This window comes from Vibrio sp. J2-3(2022), from assembly GCF_021725735.1.
GTDB classification, from domain to species: Bacteria; Pseudomonadota; Gammaproteobacteria; order Enterobacterales; family Vibrionaceae; genus Vibrio; species Vibrio diabolicus.
The window spans coordinates 1222688-1239093 of the sequence record NZ_JAKKCK010000001.1 but is presented as its reverse complement, the minus strand read 5'-3'; the positions used below and the strand labels follow the sequence as shown (position 1 = coordinate 1239093).

14 protein-coding genes are annotated in these 16406 nt (G+C 44.8%); 10 read left to right on the top strand and 4 right to left on the bottom strand.

Annotated features, from left to right (window positions below):
• The first annotated feature begins 369 nt into the window (after positions 1-369).
• The 7 genes from L3V27_RS05365 to L3V27_RS05335 all read left to right on the top strand — a co-directional run bounded on the left by L3V27_RS05365 (position 370) and on the right by L3V27_RS05335 (position 7852).
• A complete protein-coding gene (locus L3V27_RS05365) occupies positions 370-2127 on the top strand; it encodes an SgrR family transcriptional regulator (RefSeq protein ID WP_237311218.1) in 1758 nt (585 codons plus the stop codon).
• A 431-nt stretch (positions 2128-2558) separates the two neighbouring features.
• Complete coding sequence (locus tag L3V27_RS05360) at positions 2559-3002, top strand: PTS sugar transporter subunit IIA (protein WP_005391226.1); 444 nt, start codon at positions 2559-2561, stop codon at positions 3000-3002.
• Between the two features lie 12 nt (positions 3003-3014).
• A complete protein-coding gene (locus L3V27_RS05355) occupies positions 3015-4439 on the top strand; it encodes a PTS mannitol transporter subunit IICB (protein WP_346346958.1) in 1425 nt (474 codons plus the stop codon).
• Between the two features lie 47 nt (positions 4440-4486).
• Positions 4487-5758, top strand: a complete 1272-nt coding sequence (locus L3V27_RS05350) for a zinc-binding dehydrogenase (RefSeq protein WP_237311217.1) — start codon at positions 4487-4489, stop codon at positions 5756-5758.
• A gap of 59 nt (positions 5759-5817) precedes the next feature.
• On the top strand, positions 5818-6336 hold the full coding sequence (locus tag L3V27_RS05345) for an MltR family transcriptional regulator (protein ID WP_237311216.1): 519 nt from the start codon (positions 5818-5820) through the stop codon (positions 6334-6336).
• Positions 6337-6345: 9 nt separating this feature from the next.
• The gene (locus L3V27_RS05340) at positions 6346-7080 is read left to right on the top strand and encodes a nucleoside/nucleotide kinase family protein (protein WP_145472104.1); all 735 of its coding nucleotides are present in this window, start codon (positions 6346-6348) and stop codon (positions 7078-7080) included.
• Between the two features lie 25 nt (positions 7081-7105).
• Positions 7106-7852: a phosphatase gene (locus L3V27_RS05335; RefSeq protein ID WP_104972795.1), complete on the top strand. Its 747-nt coding sequence runs from the start codon at positions 7106-7108 to the stop codon at positions 7850-7852.
• Between the two features lie 215 nt (positions 7853-8067).
• Here L3V27_RS05335 and L3V27_RS05330 read toward each other — a convergent pair whose 3' ends face one another.
• The gene (locus L3V27_RS05330; protein ID WP_104972794.1) at positions 8068-8403 is read right to left on the bottom strand and encodes a helix-turn-helix transcriptional regulator; all 336 of its coding nucleotides are present in this window, start codon (positions 8401-8403) and stop codon (positions 8068-8070) included.
• Between the two features lie 141 nt (positions 8404-8544).
• Between L3V27_RS05330 and L3V27_RS05325 the strand changes: the two genes are divergently transcribed.
• The 3 genes from L3V27_RS05325 (at position 8545) to L3V27_RS05315 (ending at position 11296) form a co-directional block, all read left to right on the top strand.
• Positions 8545-8856: a hypothetical protein gene (locus L3V27_RS05325; protein ID WP_006742087.1), complete on the top strand. Its 312-nt coding sequence runs from the start codon at positions 8545-8547 to the stop codon at positions 8854-8856.
• Positions 8857-9552: 696 nt separating this feature from the next.
• Entirely contained in the window at positions 9553-10710 is a 1158-nt protein-coding gene (locus L3V27_RS05320) for an aromatic amino acid transport family protein (RefSeq protein ID WP_005391218.1), read from the top strand.
• Positions 10711-10945: 235 nt separating this feature from the next.
• A complete protein-coding gene (locus L3V27_RS05315; RefSeq protein WP_237311215.1) occupies positions 10946-11296 on the top strand; it encodes a hypothetical protein in 351 nt (116 codons plus the stop codon).
• A 151-nt stretch (positions 11297-11447) separates the two neighbouring features.
• On the opposite strand, the gene L3V27_RS05310 is transcribed toward L3V27_RS05315, so the two are convergent.
• The 3 genes from L3V27_RS05310 to L3V27_RS05300 all read right to left on the bottom strand — a co-directional run bounded on the left by L3V27_RS05310 (position 11448) and on the right by L3V27_RS05300 (position 16257).
• Positions 11448-13319, bottom strand: a complete 1872-nt coding sequence (locus L3V27_RS05310; protein ID WP_046873719.1) for a methyl-accepting chemotaxis protein — start codon at positions 13317-13319, stop codon at positions 11448-11450.
• Positions 13320-13765: 446 nt separating this feature from the next.
• Positions 13766-15130, bottom strand: a complete 1365-nt coding sequence (locus L3V27_RS05305; protein WP_031780191.1) for a YjiH family protein — start codon at positions 15128-15130, stop codon at positions 13766-13768.
• Positions 15131-15585: 455 nt separating this feature from the next.
• On the bottom strand, positions 15586-16257 hold the full coding sequence (locus tag L3V27_RS05300) for a YoaK family protein (protein WP_005391213.1): 672 nt from the start codon (positions 16255-16257) through the stop codon (positions 15586-15588).
• Positions 16258-16406 lie beyond the last annotated feature (149 nt).

Here is a 16406-nt window from a genome sequence, read left to right as displayed (position 1 = left end):
GAATTGCGATTAAGTGTACGTGTGCTTTTTCTAAGGCGCAACTGTTGGCAGTAAAAAAGCAGAACTTAAAGATACGACGAATTGGGGGTGTGGTATCAGGAGCTAAGTTCTGCTTGGGGGTTAGGTCATGAGCAATTCTCTATATTTCCTGCTCGCTAAATCAGTATGGTGAAAAAAGGGGAGGCGAAAAAGAGAGTAGATTTCTTCGCTTTATTCCTGATAAAACCGAATTGGTGGGGTTTTCCTACAATATAGGCACGAAATGTTAGTAAAAGGGGAACAAAGTGTTTGGAAGTTTTCTTATTTTATTGCCGCCAAGTTCAGTAAAATACGCCTATTGAATGGCCTCCTAGAGTTAAGGTGCGTGCGGTGTCTGATCTCAACTTATTTCGTTATTACCAACGCTTGCTCTCTTTTGGTGTTGGTAATGAAGCAAAAACCACGCTGCAAGAAATCGCCGATTTGTTGTTTACTTCGCCTCGTCATGCGCGCAGTTTGCTGGCGCAGATGCAAGAGATAGCGTGGTTAAGTTGGCGACCAAAACCGGGACGGAACCAGCGTTCAACATTGTTGTTAAACGTTGAACTCAGCGCGCTAAAAGAAAGCCTTGCACTAGAGCGAATCAAGCTTGGTAAGTACGAGAAAGCGCTGTCGATTCTGGATGAAGATGAAGCTGCATTTGGGCGACTCCTCAAAACAACGTCAGGCGCATCGGTTCAAGAAGGTCAGCTCAACATTCAACTGACCTACAAACGTATGTTCGAGCGTGTGGTTCCGCATCAACTGCAGCGAAGTAGTGAACGTTTTTTGCTTCGCCAAATTTATTGTTGTTTGGTTTCAAGCGATTACAACGGACAGGTGCAGCCAGAGTTGGCTCATCATTGGCGTTATGATGACAGCTTGTACGAATGGATATTTTATCTTCGTCCGGGTCTGACTTTTCATAATGGCAACCCAATTGATGCTGAAACGGTTGTCAGTTTGTTCGCCAAATTAAGCTCTTTGGAATACTACGAAAAAGAGCTGGCGCATGTTGCCAACATTACGGCACTTAATCCATTGAAGGTTGTTTTTAAGCTTAACCGACCTGACTTGGGTTTTGCTGGACTTATTTCTGGCGTGAAATATGGTATTCAGCCCGTGAGTCAGGTGAACGTTGCGAACAACAAGTTGGTGGTGGGGAGTGGTCCATTTTCCGTCGTTGAGCACAGTGAAAACCGTTTGAAACTGCAAGCGTTTGATGGCTATTACGCGTGTCGAGTATTAACGGATTTTGTGACGATATGGATCGTCAACGATGAACAGATGGAAAATCCATCGCTTGCCGCAAACACATTGCAACCAGAACCTGATTCTGCTGATGACATGTGCAGCCACTATATGTCGACGCCAAACAGTGAAGTATCACCCGCGAGTAAACGCAGTCGAACGGAAGACGGTTGTTTGTTCGCACTGTTTAACCATTATGCAAAGCACGCTTTGTCTCAGGCCCAGCGCCGATACATCAGTGAATTGATTCAACCTGAACAGCTAGCTGAAGTGATGCGTAATGAAAACATTATCTTTGGGAGCATACCTGCTTATAACTTATTGCCTAACTGGAAACCGGTGTTGCGTCCATTTGGAGAAGCGGTCAAGTTGCCAAAGCTGATCACCATCGCAGGGTACAATTACACGGCACTACGCCGGTGTGCACGAGCGATTTCTTCGCGTCTAAAACATGCGGGCAGCCGAGTCGAGATCGTTATGTACTCCTACCGTGAACTGAGCGAGAAAGCCAAAAACGGTACGCTTGATGAGACTCTGGTTGTCACCAATATTAACTTGGACGATAACCGTCATGCGTCTGCGTTTAGCAACTTCTTTAGCAATGCCGTGCTTTACCACACCTTAGGGGCGCAAAATTCGGCGTGGTTGGATGCTCAAATGGAAAATGTCCGCGCATTCTCACCGCTTGAAGATTACCTGAGCGCGTTAGAGCCGATTGCGTCCACATTGATTAGCGAATATTGGATTGCACCGATGTTTCACCATACTCAGACGCTACGTTTTCAAGGGGTCTTGGAAGATGTCGCACTCACAAACTGGGGATGGCCAGACATACGATCCGTTTGGTCTGCAGACTGATCAAAACCGCCTGAATGGCGGTTTTTTGTGTCTGCAATTTGGTGAAAGCCAGTGACGTTTTTATTTTTTCTAGCCAACAAGTGTGATGCTTATCTACGTTTGAGCGCGAGTGATCAAGAAACGGTCCGAAATGAACTTTGAAATTAATCACGAATTATATCGAGTCAATAGGTCTAATGTGATCTGATTTAAATAATGTAACTTTAAGAATATTTTCGAGAAGGTGATTGTATTCAAAATTCGTCTATTGACTTGTTGCTCAAATAAAATTTGTAGATTTTTTACGTGTAGGATTTTTGAGCTCTGTCCATTTAAACAAATTGACAGGCTTTAAAGTGTGACTCGAAGCGCAAAAGTAGCTCGGTTGCGCGGTTGAGACTCTGTTATTGATAATTAACCCATCAGATGACGAACTGTTGATAGGGTTAAATATGTTGTACGAGTTAATCGACCACGAACTAGTAGATGTAATTAATGATCGCGCTTACCAATGGCAAGATGCGGTTAAAAAGACCACTCAATACCTAGAAAATAAAGGTTACGTCTCCCAGCATTATGCTGATGCAATCATCCGTTCAACGGAAGAAAACGGTCCTTACTATGTGTTATGCCCTGGATTGGCAATGCCTCATGCCCGACCTGAAACTGGTGTTTTAAAAACAGGCTTAGGCATCCATATTTTCCCGTCACCTGTTGATTTTGGATCGGATCTCGGTCCGGCCAATATTCTTATTACCTTAGCTGCGAAAGACTCTGATACCCACATTGAGGTGATTCAAGCGTTGAGCGAGATGTTTGTGGATGAAGAGAACATTGCAAAACTGGCACAAGCCTCTTCCAAAGAACAAGTGCTAGACATAATAAAAGCATACTAAAAGGAACATAACGTGAAAGCAAACATGCGAGCTAATGTGCAAGCCTTCGGAGGTCATTTGACCGCCATGGTGCTGCCAAATATCGGAGCCTTTATCGCTTGGGGCTTTATTACTGCACTCTTTATTCCCACGGGTTGGATGCCAAACGAAGCCTTTGGCGAACTCGTGGGGCCAATGATCACTTACTTGCTGCCACTTTTGATTGGTTACACCGGTGGTCAGATTGTTGGTGAAAAACGCGGCGCGGTAGCGGGGGCTATCGGTACGATGGGCGTGATTGTCGGGGCTGACATACCGATGTTTGTTGGCGCAATGATCATGGGCCCACTGAGTGCTTGGGTTGTGGTGCAAGTGGATAAACGTATTCAACACCGCATTCCTTCTGGTTTTGAGATGGTGGTCAACAACTTCTCGTTGGGTATCGTCGGTATGTTGTTGTGTTTGTTCGCCTACGAGATTGTTGGCCCTTCAGTCACCGCAGCAAACTTGTTTGTGAAATCAGGCATCGAAGCCTTAGTTGCGACGGGTTTCCTGCCTCTGTTAGCGATCATTAACGAACCAGCAAAAGTGTTGTTCTTGAACAACGCCATTGACCAAGGTATCTATTACCCACTAGGCCTGCAAGCGGCCGCAGAGACGGGCAAGTCCATCTTCTTTATGGTGGCGTCTAACCCAGGCCCTGGTCTTGGTATGCTGCTGGCCTACGCGAAGTTTGGCCAGGGTTTGTCTAAACGCTCTGCGCCAAGCGCCATCATCATTCACTTCTTTGGTGGTATTCATGAGCTGTACTTCCCATACGTACTCATGAAACCAATCATGATTGTGGCAATGATTGCTGGTGCGGCGACAGGCATCGCAACCTTCAACCTATTCGATGCAGGCTTGGTCGCGGGTCCAAGTCCAGGCTCTATCTTCTCTTACCTTGCTCTTACTCCGAAAGGTAGCTTCATCGCGACCATCGCAGGTGTGACAAGTGCAACGATTGTCTCTTTCTTGGTAGCAAGTGCGATTCTGAAAGTGAGCAAATCAGAAGAAAAAGAAAGCGAGTTTGAGAAGTCAGTTTCTGACATGAAAGAGATGAAAGCGGAAGGCGCAGTTAAGCCAGTTGCAGCTGCGACGAAGCAAGAACTAAGCAAACCAATTTCATTCGTCGCATTCGCTTGTGATGCAGGTATGGGCTCTAGTGCAATGGGCGCTTCGACCTTCAAACGCAAGCTAGTACAAGCTGGGATAGAGATTGAAGTGAAGAACTTTGCCATCGAGAAAGTCCCGAGTGAAGCCGATATCGTCGTGACACATGAGAGCTTAGAAAGCCGCGCAGTCAACGCGACAGGTTTACCAGTCGTAACGATCAAGAACTTCCTCAACGACCCAGCGCTTGACGAGCTGATGGATAAGATTAAGCAACAAACGGTCGCGACTGAGCAACCAGCCTAACAATGCAGTTTGGGGCGGCAGGTATCGCCCCAATTAGGAGAGAAATCATGGTACAAACAACGGCAGCGGTTATCTGTGGTGAGAAAAACGTTCAATTAAGAACCTTTGATTTACCAAACATTTCAGCCGACGAACTTCTGGTTAAAAACATTTCAAACAGCATTTGTCTATCCACTTACAAAGCAGCATTGCTAGGTAGCAAACACAAACGCGTTCCTGAAAACATTGACGAAGTGCCAGTGATGACAGGTCATGAATACGCAGGTGTGATTGTTGAAGTCGGTGAGAATCTAAAAGACCGATTCAAAGCTGGCGATTACTTTGTTCTGCAACCTGCCATGGGCTTGCCAACAGGCTACTCGGCGGGCTACAGCTATGAGACATTTGGCGGCAACGCGACGTATTCCATTATTCCTAAAATCGCTATCGACCTAGGCTGCGTGCTGCCTTACCACGGCGATTACTTTGCTGATGCGTCGCTGGCTGAGCCAATGTCTTGCATTATCGGTGCGTACCATGCGAGCTACCACACTACGCAATACGTGTACGAGCACGATATGGGCATTAAAGAAGGTGGTGCGTTAGCGCTTTTGGCGTGTGCTGGCCCAATGGGCATTGGTGCGATTGACTATGCGATCAACGGCCCTGTAAAGCCAAAACTGATCGTGGTGACGGACATCGACGCCGCGCGTTTAGACCGAGCTGAAAGCCTCATTCCCGTTGCAAAAGCCAAAGAGCAGGGCGTAGAACTGCACTACGTGAATACCGCTCAAATCGACGATCCGGTCGCGTATCTCAAAGCACTCAACGATGGCAAAGGCTACGACGATGTAATGGTCTACGCGGCGGTTGCTCAAGTGCTAGAACAAGCCGATGAGCTACTTGGCAATGATGGCTGCCTCAACTTCTTTGCTGGCCCAACGGATAAGAACTTCAAAGTGCCGTTTAACTTCTACAACGTGCATTACGAATCAACCCATATTGTAGGGACGTCCGGTGGTTCAAAGGATGACATGGTGGAATCTATTGAGCTTTCCTCACAAGGCAAGATCAACCCATCTTTCATGATAACCCATGTTGGTGGCTTACAAGCTGCACCCCATACGATTCTGAATCAGTTGGATATTCCGGGCGGTAAGAAGTTGATTTACCCACATATTGACCTGCAATTGACGGCGATTGATGACTTTTTATCGCTGGCAGATCAAGACCCGTTCTTTGCGGAACTCGATGCGATTTTGTGCGCGAACAACTATGTGTGGAACGCGCATGCAGAAAAAGCGTTACTTGAGTTTTATGACGTGAGCTTAACGGTTTAGTTGCAACGAATTTGTGTGGTAGCCTTTGCGCTGCCACATAATGGAGAGGTCATAATACGTTGTCACGTGAAGATGAATTACTGGAGAAACTGGACGAGTGCGAAAATGCCACTGCGTTTCTTCGGGTTTCTAACAAAATAATTAACCTCAAGTTAAAAGCATTACTTCCGAGCGTGTTCGTCCAAGACGATCTAGTGAAGGAGTATGCTGTGGATCCTCTATTGAAAGAAGATGGTCCGTTGGTGACGACCGATGTGGTATCGAAGCTGATGTTTGCGATGGGCAAAATCTCTTTGGAAACTTACGCCGATATCGGATTGTACGATCAGGTCTTGGAGTACGCGATTAGCCAACCGGAGAAAGTCGAATTTGCGGATGACGTGATTTACGACTTCATCAAAAACCAAGCGGTACTCTCTTCTCAGCAAGACAGCTTTTATCTTGAGTCGATCAATCAGCTTAAGTTCTCTTCGTTTGAGTCCTTTTCGCAAATGAGATACGAATCTCTCATCAAAACAGTGTTGAAGCTGTCATGTGAAATGTTGATAGAAAGAATCGAAGGGGAGATCAATCAATAAGGGTTCACCATGAAAGTGAATTTAAACGTCAGTGGTTTTGAAACCGAAGCTACCTTTCCTGATGCCGACGTAAAGCGAATCCATCAACCTCTTATCGAAAAATTTACCCGTCTTTATCATGAGAAGCAGGAACGCATTGTGGTGTTCTTGTGTGCCCCTCCGGGTAGCGGTAAGTCAACCCTTGCTGCGTTCTGGGAACATCTCTCTGAACATGATGAAAGCCAAGAGCCTTTACAAGTGCTGCCGTTTGATGGTTTCCACTATCCAAATGAGATCCTCGACAACAATACGATTGAACGAGATGGCGAGCTCGTGCCTCTGCGCAGTATTAAGGGGTCCTATCAAACATTTAATCTGACGGAGCTTATCGACAAGCTCAAACAGCTCAAAATGAAAGATACAAAATGGCCATACTACGACCGCAATTTGCATGATCCAGTCGACGACGCCATTTTGGTAAATCGGAATGTGGTTGTCGTTGAGGGGAATTGGTTACTGCTTAATGAACCAGTGTGGAATGAACTGCATCGTTTGGCAGATTTTACCGTCTTCGTCGATACACAGCCTGAGTTTCTGCAAGAGCGTTTAGTCAATCGTAAGATCCGTGGTGGTACAGATCCAGAAGCTGCATTGGAGTTTTATTTGAACTCAGATGCCGTAAATGTAGATAAGGTTTTAAATCACTCAATTCCAGCGGATCTCACGCTGTTTCTCAATCAAAACGGTTCGTTCGAAATTCGATAATTCGTCCACAACTTAGGAGGTCACCATGGATATCGTCGTTGATAGCCACACCCATACTATTGCCAGTGGACATGCCTACAGCACCATTTTAGAGAACGCATTGTCTGCCAAGAATAAGGGGCTAAAACTTCTTTGTATCACCGATCATGCTCCCGAGATGCCAGGAGCCCCTCACTACTGGCATTTCAACAATCAAAGAATTTTGCCCCGTTTTTTACACGATGTAGGTATTCTCCGCGGTGTAGAAGCTAACACGCTGAATGTGAAAGGGGAGATAGACTTACCACCTTCCTCTGACCAACATCTTGACTGGGTGATTGCGAGTTTCCATGAACCCGTATTCAAGCCCGCGACCGAAGCTGAGCATACTGCCGCTCTGATAAGTGCTATTAAAAGCGGCAGGGTGGATGTTCTCGGTCACTTAGGTAACCCAAATTACCCATTCGATATGGAACAGGTGCTGCGCTGTGCTAAAGAGAACAATGTTGCGGTTGAAGTTAACAATACATCTTTGACAGGCAAAAGCCGTAAGGGCAGTGATTCTCGTTGTGATCGCATTGTCGAGCTGGGCAAAGAGATTGGCGTTTACTTCAGTACCGGATCTGATGCGCACTTCTGTGAAGAGATCTCTAAGTTAGATTTGGCGATTGCTTTGCTGGAAAAACACGGTGTGGAAGAAGAGAAGATACTCACTACGTCGACGAGCCGATTCTTGAACTTCTTATTGCTGAGAGGTAAGGCGAGGATTCCAGAGTTTAAGGATTTTTACTAAGTAAAATCCCAAACACATTAAATGAAGTATTTTCTTATACAGCCCTAAAACCCGCCAAGCTGCGGGTTTTATTCGTTTTGGGGAGGCGTAGAACAAACAACGCGACTGTGATTTAAAGCGTGAAAAGAAGAATCAATGAAAAAGGGAACGAAGGCCATAATTCGAGAATATTATAGGACGAGCGGGAATTTTATTGCTCTTAATCAGTCATAAGGTTATGAGCCGCTTTTTGTGTTCCGCTGTTCAATAACGAGCGATAACAGGCGAACAAGTAGGGACTGAGCTTCAGGAGACAGCAAGCGTGCAACGGCAATTAGATCATCCGCTGTTACGTGTTGAACGTCTCTTATATCCAATGCGATGTCGAGATCGGTCAAATGCAGAGAGCGCAGTATGGAGCGATATTGGGAAAGTTTCAGGTCGGATTCTCCACGCTCTATCCGTTGATACGTTTTCACGCTCATCCCTGCGATGTTTGCCATTTGTTCACGGGAGAGGCCACTCGCTTTTCTTCTCGCAATCAGTGCTTCAATAATAGGGTCGACCTGCATGTGCTCTCCTGAAAGGACAGTTTTGACCTAAATAAAGCAAGAAGTGGACCAGTTTAACCATCTCATATTTACCTGTTTTGCAATCAGTATAAGAATAGCTATCTAATAAAAATGTACATATTTTAGTCAGTTATAAACTCAATGGAAAAGTATCAATCATACAAATCAATCGAGACAAAATCTTCAATTCGCAAAATGCAACGCATTTTAGATCAATTATTTAGCGAGCTTAATGAGCAGCATCGTGTCACTAAAGAAAATGTTGTCGCTCTGACTCGACAGTCTCAACAGAGGTTGATGAACTACAAAGAGCTTTATCTTCATAAAGAATCGATAGGTGAGGTAGAGTTGCAGATTGCGTATGAAAATATGAGTGTGACTGAGAAGCAGGTCGCGGATATGGGCGTTTCAGCATTAACTTATATCATCGGAGCGTTAGATAAAGCGTATTAATAGAATGGGCAAGCTAGCTTAGATTTAGACAGTTTGGATAACACCAAAAAGAAAGGATGCAAATGCTGGGGAACCACACCCAGCATTCGGACACTCATTTACCTATAGTTTCGAACCGTAAATCAGTGTTTAGAGGTATGTGAACCGAACCGTGTCGGTACGCAGCGAATAATAGCGATATTGTCCGATCTAGGCTACGCCCCTGGAATCTAACACCTTTACTTGAACTGTAAATTAATTTGTACACCCATCCAAAATTGAGCGGTTGAGCACGTTCTTACTCTCATTAGGCGATAAAAGACTGATTAGTGATGAAAATAACAACACATCTTAGGTGAATGAGGAGAGTTGTTAAAATATATCGCTATAAGATTGACCTTTTGCTTTTCAATCGTCCTGCTTATGCCTTACAATCTTTTCGAACAAAATCCATTCACAACGAATGGGGTTGATGAATTAAGATGAACAATTTTGCTTCGAACCCAAAGTTGTGCGCATTTCATCAACGATGACATCGCCCAAAACGTCTCTCAAGTGTTCATGTGCAATTGAATTAACCACCTTTTGCTGCATGTTTTCTTAGCCATATAGGGTTCTTGTAACCAAATTTTGGTTGAGTAGAGCGTTTTGTTGGGTGTGCTTTGGATGTAGCACAACTGGCGAGAAATAAACGGATTGAATTTAGAGGTATTAACCGTGAACCTAAAACTTGTCGGCAGCTCCCTGATCGTTGCAGGTACTGCTCTTGGCGCTGGTATGCTTGCTATACCAATGGTGCTTGCTCAATTTGGCCTCCTCTGGGGCACTCTTCTTATGTTATTCATCTGGGCTGGGACGACTTACGCTGCGCTGCTCCTTCTTGAGGCCAGTTGCAAAGTAGGCGGCGGCGTGAGCATGAATGCAATTGCTCGCGAAACGCTAGGTAAAGGTGGCCAGTTGGTAACCAACAGCTTGCTTTACGCCCTGTTAGTTTGTCTATTGATGGCTTATATCATTGGTGCGGGTGATCTCGTACAAAAAGTAACAGCCTCAATTGGGCTGCCAACATCTACGATCGCAAGCCAAGTCGGTTTTACTCTTTTAGTCGGTATCATTGTTTCGGCAGGTACAGGGGTTGTAGATAAGCTTAATCGCGGTTTGTTCCTAGGCATGATCGTGGCGCTGATTCTGACACTTTTTGCGCTTGCACCAAGCGTCTCGTTTGAGGGACTTGATGAAGTCGTGAGTGACGATAAGATGGCGCTAATTAAGACAAGCTCGGTGCTTTTCACCAGTTTCGGTTTTATGGTCGTGATCCCATCGCTTGTAACTTACAACAAAGAAGCGAGCAAAACTCAACTGCGTAATATGATTATCGTGGGTTCAACTATTCCGCTTGTTTGTTACTTATTATGGTTGTTAGCAGTTGTCGGTAACCTACCACCTCATGAGCTTGTTCAATACTCCAACGTAACGGAGTTGATCTCGGTATTAGGTCAGCAATACGAGGGTTTGGAGTTTATCCTATCCATGTTCACTGGGTTAGCACTGCTAACATCGTTCTTAGGTGTGGCAATGGCGCTATACGATCAAAATGCAGACCTACTGAAAGCAAGCAAGCCGGTGATTTTTGTTACCACGTTTGTGCTACCACTACTAGGTGCTGTATTTGCGCCAGAACACTTCTTGGCTATTCTTAGCTACGCGGGGATTATTCTTGTGTTTCTCGCGGTCTTTGTCCCATTATCAATGACAATGAAAGTGCGTCGAGTACCTGTAGAAGATGACAATATTTATGAAGCTGGTGGCGGCGTAATGGGAATGAGCATGATCTTCCTGTTCGGCTGTTTCTTGCTGTTTGCCCAAGCAGTATAAAATCACGCTAGCTGATTTAAAAACTGAGCCGCTCGCTGTATAACGGGCGGCTTTTTTGTGTTTATAACTCGAACACAGAAGACTTAAAAAGTTATCAATATCAGTGATGCTTAACCTTTCTCTGATAATCACGATAAGCTTTGACCTTGTAGTAAAACTCCTTGGCGAAAGGCTGACATGTGCAGTGATTCACCTACCTATTATGTTGCTATTGATATTAATAAGAGGCTCTGTTGTGTCAAAGCAATTATCTTTTGCCATGGTTGGCGTTATATTGTCTTTAGGTGTGTTTAGTACAGAAGTGATGGCTGACCCGAAACATAGGCATGGTCATCGATATGATCACCATCATGAGCATCACCATCATCATCATAAACGCAAGCACAAGCATAAACATAAGCATAAGTATAAACATCGTGACGTTATTTATGTGGAGTCTCGACGACCAAGACGCAGTTACTACTACCACGACCGAATTCCTCGTAATAGTACCTACATAAAGATTGGAGATTTCACCTATTTAAAAGTGGATGATCGTTATTATCGTCGCTCCAATGACCGCTATATCCATGTTGAATTCAACTAGAGTGGGAAAGGCAGCATAGCAAGCGTGATAACAGTTTTGAGCCGAGTGGCAACAACACTAAAAACCAGGCGTTCTAAGTCTAGATACCACTGCGATAGAGGTCTAAAAACAAAAACAGCGAGCATTGGCTCGCTGTTTTTTTAGGTGAAGACTAGACTGTAAATCGGTTTAATATTTGATCTTGTTTATGTACATCTTCTTGTTGTGCCTGCATAGCATCGTTAGTTCGATTTGCAGATTCGGCGACTTGAGTCGATAGGTCTTTAATATTCACCGTATTGTTGTTGATCTCTTCCGCAACTAAGCTTTGTTCTTCCGCCGCTGAGGCTATTTGTAAGTTCATATCAGAAATACGCTGAATCGCATCACGAATACGTTGTAGCGCGTTGTTTGCCAAGTCTGCTTTTTCTACGGCTTCTACAGCGCTACCCTTGCTTTGATGCATAGCATTTGCCACAGATGATGCGCCAGATTGCAGCTGCTCAATCATAGTACGAATTTCTGTTGTTGATTCTTGAGTTCGTTGCGCCAGTGTACGAACTTCATCAGCAACGACGGCGAAGCCTCGGCCAGATTCTCCCGCACGTGCAGCCTCAATTGCGGCATTCAACGCGAGTAAGTTCGTTTGGTCCGCAATATCGTTGATGACTTTTAGAATCGTTTCGATGTTAGCTGTCGCAGATTCAAGCACTTGCACTTCTTCGACAGCAAGGTCAATGCTATCGGAAAGCATGTTGATCGTTTGTGTCGATTCACCGACCACAGAAGAGCCCTCAACCGTTGCTTGATCAGCTTCTTTGGCTGCACTTGCTGCGCCTTGCGCATTATTGGCAACTTCAGTCGCGGTAACAGACATTTCGTGCATCGCGGTGGCTAATTGTTCTAGCTCTTGTAGCTGAGTTTGAATAGCACCAGCCGAATCTTTTGCACCCTCAGCGGTGATTTGAGTGCCATTCAAAATTTGATCAGAAATACTCTTCGACTCAATAATTTGCTGTTGCAAGTTTTCCATGAACGTATTGAAGTTTGTAGCAAGCTCTGAGAATTCTTGGTCAGTATCAGTTTCAAGGCGCTGTGTAAGATCGCCTTTCCCTGACGCAACATCTTTAATCGCGTTGTTTAAAGTGTCCAGCGGACGCATGAGCGTGCGAATGAGTAGAGTCAGTGCAATAACAGAAGCAATCACGGCAATGATTGAATAAATAATAGCGCTGTTGCGAAGCTCTCCTACGGCAGAGTAGGCGATAGCTTCATCAATAACTGAACCTACGTACCAGTTCTCGCCCGGGATGTGAGTCAAGTTAATCATATAACGATCGCCATCGATCTCAATGTGTTGCGTTGATTGTGTAAGATCGACCTGTGGTAGGTAGCTACCAACTTTTTCACCGTTGTACTTACTTTGAGGGTGGGCAATGGTTGTCCCATCAGCGGTGACCAAAAATAAGTAACCAGCGTCAAACAGATTCACTTGGTTGACGAGGTCAGAAAGGGTAGTGAGCTCGAGGTCATAAAACATACCAGCTAAGAACTGGCCGTTTTCTTTTACTGGTGTACCAACAGAGATGATGACGTTTTTTGAAGACGCATCGACGTATGGGTCTGTTACGACCAAATCGCCTTTGTTTTTAGCTGCGATGAACCAAGGACGTTGACGCGGATCGTAGTCTGGTCCTGCTTCCCAGCCGTCGTCATTTTCAATCACGAAGCCATTGCTTTCATAACCAAAGCCAATCGCAAGAAAGCTGGCTTTTGGTGTTGGTCGCTCAAGAATGTTCTGAACGTAGTTGTGTGAACTTGGATTAAGTTCGATAACTTCAGTAATAGAACGAGCGAGATCCTTTTTAGCATTCATTTCTGATTGCACGGTATTGCCAACACTGGTCAATATCTCGTTCACACTCGAGTCAATGTGCTCCTGCGTTTGGGAGCGGATCGTCATAACTTGTTGCGTCGACAGTAGTGACACGGTAATTAGCAGCAAAAATGACGAGGCTGTGACAACCTTATGTCTAAATTTCATGAGCTTTCCTCTGATTCTCCCGGTTGGCTTCACTATGCTTTCACCTCTTTTTAAACGAGTGAATTCGGCATCAAGAGAAACCTATTGTGTTTGGTTATCTTTTTTATCGACATCTTTGTCAAAAACATGAGTCTATTTGTTGTCTTTTTTAACCAAATTTAAACAAAACGGTAAGTTACGACAAAAACCGTGAGTTTGATCAGATTTGTGCGCTCTGTTAATGAAAGCGTCATAATGAAAAGAATTGCGTAAAGCATAGTGATTAAGGTTGGCGTTATTGGTGAGATGAGAGCGACTTAACTGTCGTAAAAGGGGCGTGATTGGAGCTGTTCGTTGTAAGTTATGAGCGTTTGCTAATTAAGTGATCTGAATAGAGCTGTAGATAGAGTTTTAGACATAAAAAAGGCCCCGACAATGCGGAGCCTTTGTTGATTGATGCTTTGATTTTAGAAAATCAGATGAGCAACACCAGCAATCACAGGTAATGTGATTAGCGTACGCAGAATGAAAATAACGAACAGTTCTACAATGTTTACTGGAATTTTGCTGCCTAGTAGTAGGGCGCCAACTTCTGACATGTAGATAAGCTGAGTTACTGACATTGCTGCAATAACAAAACGTGTCATTTCATTATCAATTGATGCCGCTAAAATTGCCGGGATAAACATATCCGCAAAGCCAACAACAATAGTCTGTGATGCGGCGACAGCTTCTGGAATTTGCAGTAGCTCTAGGTATGGAATGAATGGCTGACCTAGAATTTCAAATACAGGAGTGTACTCTGCAATCACTAATGCCACGGTACCCAGACCCATAACCACAGGCAGTACACCAAACACCATGTCGATTGCGTTATGTACGCCTTCTTTAAATACCGACTGAACAGATGTTACCTGACCCGCACGCTTAAGTGCTAGATCCATACCCCATGAGAATGTGGTGTGGCCTTCTGGTACGGCGTCAGCATCTTTATCTGGGTTGCTGCCATCAATGTAGCGATCTTTCTTCAGGCTTAGCGGCGGTAAGCGAGGAATGATAACCGCAGCGACAATACCTGCTAAACAGATTGCGCCGTAGAAAGGTAGGAACAGATGCTCTAACTGTACCTGAGCGATAACCACTAAGCTAAACGTGATCGATACTGCTGAGAACGTTGTCCCGACAACAGCGGCTTCACGCTGAGTATAGAATTTATTTTCGTACTGTTTGCTGGTTAGCAAGATACCAACACTGCCGTCGCCTAACCAAGACGCCATACAGTCAATTGCACTACGGCCAGGCAGGTTGAATACCGGGCGCATTATTTTGCTCAGTAATGCGCCAAACAGCTCAAGAAGACCAAAGTTCAGAAGAAGCGGAAGGAGTAGGCCCGCAAAAATGAACACCGCAAACAAAGTTGGTAGAAGACCGGTAAGAACAAGGCCACCTGTGTTTTCTTCCCAAATCGCTTTTGGGCCCACTTGGAAGAATGTCATTAATACGGCTGCACCGCCGATTAAGCGAACAATAAGCCAAAGTGGCGATGGATTGAAAAGACCGTTTAAAAATCCATTACGTAAAATCGCTGCAGGCTTGAAAATTTTGCAAAGAACAGAAGCGACTGCCATGAAAGCGATGATACTGGTGACGATAGCGATCAAGGTATCGCCTAATACTGCCGGGATGACTTTTGCCATAACCGCAACAGGGATAGTTAGGCCGCCATCGTATGAGATCGGAGCCATAAAGAGTAGAAGACCGATTAGGGAAGGGATGAAAAACATCCAAAAGTTGCCCTTAGGAGCTTCAGTAGCATTAGTGGTGTTATGCATAGTTGTCTCGTGTTACTACTAGTCAATACTTGCCATTTCCATGACATAAATATTCACTAAACATCCGTATTTAATCACAGTTTTGCGGAGGGTACCCGCAAACTGCATCCATTGCAATACTATTCATTAAATACATCTAGTTATTCAGCCGATTTGTCGGGTAATTGGTCAAATAACGTATAAGTGTATACGAATATGTTGCTTGTGTTAGAAAATTGTAGCACGGAGCGCGGGCAGCGCAGAGAATTATGGGGCGCATTGTGACTGGAATAATAAAACGGTAAACAAATGTGACTTTGATCTAACTAACTTTTTGCCGGAAGCCCTGTTAGCCCTAGCTCTTATAAGGTTTTTTAGCTGTGTTACAACACGACAAAACGTTTATTATGATGTGCAGCGGTGAGAGAGTTGAGCTACAACCGATTGAAGCATTCGGCCTCAATCGGTTCGAGATTTTATGCTTTTTGTTGGCGACTAAGCACGTAAAGGTAACTCCAGTAGATCAGAGCCGTAGCGAAAGCCAATATTGCAGGGAAAACGAGCGTATATAATCCATACACCACGAATAGTGCGGCTCCTGCGACACCGCCAAGCAAGAATCCGAAGAAAATGAATAGGAATAGCTTTGCTTTACGTCGATCAAATTGACGACCTCTTAAGCTTTCTCCAATCATAATCCCCAGATCGGTGATGATCCCAGTCATATGTGTGGTTCTGACTACTGCGCCGCTGAATGTAGTGATCATTGCGTTTTGTAATCCACATGCTGCTGACGCTAGATATTGGCCGTACAAATCCCCTTGCACCAAAAAGCCCAAACTGAGTAGGAGCAAGCTCCCTTCTATACACAGTGCAACACCATATCTTCGCCCTAGTTTTAACGCACTGCTCTCAATAAAAAAGCCGCTAAAGGCAGCACCGATCAAAAAGCTAAATACGATGAAGAGCAGGTGAATGGAGCTATCCACACCTGTTAGCAAGCTGTTCCCTAGCTGAGTTACGGTTCCCGAAAGATGTGTTATCGCTTGATGTTGAAAGCCGAGAAGACCAACGGCATTGACGCAGCCCGCGAGAAGGGCAAGTAGAAACGCGCCATATTCCACCCAACGAGGAAGTCTGGAAATCACAATAAAACCCCACCAAATGTTAGGAGCCGATTATAACGCTCACACCGCGTTACGAAACCCCTTACAGTAAAACTCGGTTGATCATTCTCAAAAAAACCTCATTTATAGAGCTTTTGCGTTGACCGTGATAACGACATAGAGGGGGGGGG

Excerpts from the sequence above, each read along its gene's own strand:
- L3V27_RS05360 (WP_005391226.1), top strand. The coding sequence starts at position 2,559 with ATGTTGTACGAGTTAATCGACCACGAACTAGTAGATGTAATTAATGAT.
- L3V27_RS05350 (WP_237311217.1), top strand. The coding sequence starts at position 4,487 with ATGGTACAAACAACGGCAGCGGTTATCTGTGGTGAGAAAAACGTTCAA.
- L3V27_RS05340 (WP_145472104.1), top strand. The coding sequence starts at position 6,346 with ATGAAAGTGAATTTAAACGTCAGTGGTTTTGAAACCGAAGCTACCTTT.
- L3V27_RS05335 (WP_104972795.1), top strand. The coding sequence starts at position 7,106 with ATGGATATCGTCGTTGATAGCCACACCCATACTATTGCCAGTGGACAT.
- L3V27_RS05330 (WP_104972794.1), bottom strand. The coding sequence starts at position 8,403 with ATGCAGGTCGACCCTATTATTGAAGCACTGATTGCGAGAAGAAAAGCG.
- L3V27_RS05325 (WP_006742087.1), top strand. The coding sequence starts at position 8,545 with ATGGAAAAGTATCAATCATACAAATCAATCGAGACAAAATCTTCAATT.
- L3V27_RS05310 (WP_046873719.1), bottom strand. The coding sequence starts at position 13,319 with ATGAAATTTAGACATAAGGTTGTCACAGCCTCGTCATTTTTGCTGCTA.
- L3V27_RS05305 (WP_031780191.1), bottom strand. The coding sequence starts at position 15,130 with ATGCATAACACCACTAATGCTACTGAAGCTCCTAAGGGCAACTTTTGG.